Origin of the sequence: Pseudomonas sp. C5pp (assembly GCF_000814065.1) — a bacterium.
In the GTDB taxonomy this organism is placed as follows: domain Bacteria; phylum Pseudomonadota; class Gammaproteobacteria; order Pseudomonadales; family Pseudomonadaceae; genus Aquipseudomonas; species Aquipseudomonas asiatica.
In genome coordinates this window covers 1-2,644 of the sequence record NZ_JWLN01000076.1, presented here as the reverse complement: position 1 = coordinate 2,644, position 2,644 = coordinate 1, and the positions used below count along the sequence as shown (strand labels likewise).

At 61.2% G+C, this 2,644-nt stretch carries 2 protein-coding genes; both read left to right on the top strand.

Annotation, left to right across the window (positions count from 1 at the left end; all coding sequences use genetic code 11):
* Positions 1–226 precede the first annotated feature (226 nt).
* On the top strand, positions 227–1,741 hold the full coding sequence (gene istA / locus RR51_RS28290; RefSeq protein WP_034000381.1) for an IS21 family transposase: 1,515 nt from the start codon (positions 227–229) through the stop codon (positions 1,739–1,741).
* A gap of 20 nt (positions 1,742–1,761) precedes the next feature.
* Positions 1,762–2,517, top strand: coding sequence for an IS21-like element ISPre4 family helper ATPase IstB (gene istB / locus RR51_RS28285; protein WP_034000379.1), 756 nt, complete (start codon positions 1,762–1,764; stop codon positions 2,515–2,517).
* Positions 2,518–2,644: the final 127 nt, after the last annotated feature.

Genomic DNA, 2,644 nt, shown 5'->3' with positions numbered 1-2,644 from the left:
TGGGGATTCCATGCGCACTTGGACACCCAGTCCACGCTGACTTGGACACTCATTCCACGGCCACTTGGACACTCATTCCACGGCCACTTGGACACTGATTCCACAAGCACTTGGACAGTGATGTTCCACTGATCCGATCCATGCTCAGGCAGGCAGCAACGCAGGATTATTCACTACCATCGACCTCTTTTCTCGAAGCGAAGAGGTCATCGTGGAGCGTATATCCATGCGTAAAATCCGAGAGGTACTACGTCTAAAGTTCGACGCTGGCCTGTCCGTGCGCAAGATCGCCGCCAGCCTGCGCATCAGTAGCGGCAGTGCGGGCAATTACTTGCACCGTTTCAACGCTTGCGGGCTGAGTTGGCCGACATTGTTATCGGATGCCGAACTGGAGCGATGCCTGTTCCCTCCAGCACCAACAGTTCCCAGCGATCAACGTCCGATGCCTGACTGGTCTTGGGCGCATGCCGAGTTACGCCGCCCCGGCGTCACTTTGGCCCTACTCTGGCAGGAATATCGACTCGCTCACCCGCAAGGCTTCCAATACAGCTGGTTCTGCGAGCACTACCGCCTCTGGGCCGCCAAGGTCGACGTTGTCATGCGCCAGGAGCACCGTGCCGGCGAAAAGCTGTTCGTCGATTACGCCGGACAGACCGCGCCCATCATCGACCGACAGACCGGTGAAATCCGTCAGGCCCAGATCTTCGTCGCCGTCCTCGGCGCGTCCAGCTACACCTTTGCCGAGGCCACCTGGTCGCAGAAACTGCCCGACTGGCTGGGCTCGCACGCCCGCTGTTTTGCTTTTTTCGGCGGCACATCGCAGATCCTGGTGCCCGATAATCTGCGCAGTGGCGTCACCAAGGCGCATCGCTACGAGCCGGACATCAACCCCAGTTACCGCGATCTCGCCGAGCATTACGGCGTAGCCGTACTGCCCGCGCGTTCGCGTAAACCCAAGGACAAAGCCAAGGTTGAAGTGGGTGTGCAAGTGGTCGAGCGCTGGATCCTGGCAGTGCTGCGCAACCGCCAGTTCTTCTCGCTCGGAGAACTCAACACGGCAATCAGCCTGCTGCTCGAACGCCTCAATCAAAAGCCCTTCAAGAAGCTGCCCGGCTCACGCCGCTCGGCCTTCGAGACCATCGACCAACCCGCACTGCAACCGCTACCAGAACATCCGTATGTCTACGCCGAATGGAAAAAGGCGCGGGTGCACATCGACTATCACGTCGAGGTCGAGGGCCATTACTACTCGGTGCCGTACCAGCTGGTGAAGCACCAACTCGAAGTGCGGCTAACCGCTAAGACCGTCGAGTGCTTCCACGCCAACCAGCGGGTGGCCAGTCACCTGCGCTCGCTGCACAAAGGCCGCCACACCACCCAAACCGAGCACATGCCCAAGAGCCACCGGGAGCACGCCGAATGGACACCGCAACGGCTGATCCGCTGGGCCGAGCAGACCGGGCCTAACACCGCTGGCGTTATCGCCTACATCCTTGAGCGCCGAATCCATCCTCAGCACGGCTTCCGCGCCTGCCTGGGCATCCTGCGCCTGAGCAAGCAGCACGGCGAAGAGCGGCTGGAAGCCGCTTGCCAGCGAGCGCTGGCACTGGGCGCGTGCAGCTACAAAAGCCTTGAATCGATCCTGCGCCAAGGGCTGGAAAAGCTACCGCTGTCCCAGCAAAACCTGCCGCTACTGCCCGACGAACACATCAACCTGCGCGGCCCTGGCTACTACCACTGACCTGAAAAAGGAGCACCAAAATGCTGCCCAACCCGACACTCGACAAGCTGCAAACCCTGCGCCTGCACGGCATGATCAAGGCGCTGAGCGAGCAACACGCCACGCCCGATATCAATGATCTGAGCTTCGACGAACGCCTCGGCCTGATGGTCGACCGCGAGCTGACCGAACGTGAAAACACGCGTCTGAGCAGCCGCCTGAAACTGGCACGACTGCGCCATAACGCCTGCCTGGAAGACATCGATTACCGCAGCCCACGCGGCCTGGACAAGTCCCTGATCCTGCAACTGGGCAGCGGCCAATGGCTGCGCGACGGCCTGAACCTGATCATCGGCGGCCCAACGGGCGTAGGCAAAACCTGGCTCGCCTGCGCGCTGGCTCACAAGGCCTGCCGCGACGGTTACAGCGTGCGCTACCTGCGCTTGCCGCGCTTGATGGAGGAGCTGGGCCTGGCTCACGGCGACGGCCGTTTCGCCAAACTCATGGCCGGCTATGCCAAGACCGACCTGCTGATCCTGGACGACTGGGGCTTGGCGCCGTTTACCGCTGCGCAGCGGCGCGACATGCTTGAACTGCTGGACGACCGCTACGGCAACCGCTCGACGCTGGTCACCAGCCAGATGCCGGTGGACAAATGGCATGCGCTGATCGGCGACCCGACCTTGGGCGATGCGATCCTCGACCGGCTGGTGCACAACGCTTATCGGATCGAACTGAAGGGCGAATCGATGCGCAGACGCGCAACGAAATTGACGGCGACAGAGACTTCAGACTAACAATGCAAACCTGCGTCGCTGCGCTCCGACTGCCTGTCCAAGTGGACGTGGATCAGGTGTCCAAGTGAGCATGGAACGAGTGTCCAAATGATCGTGGGCTGAGTGTCCAAGTGTCGTGGAATCCGCA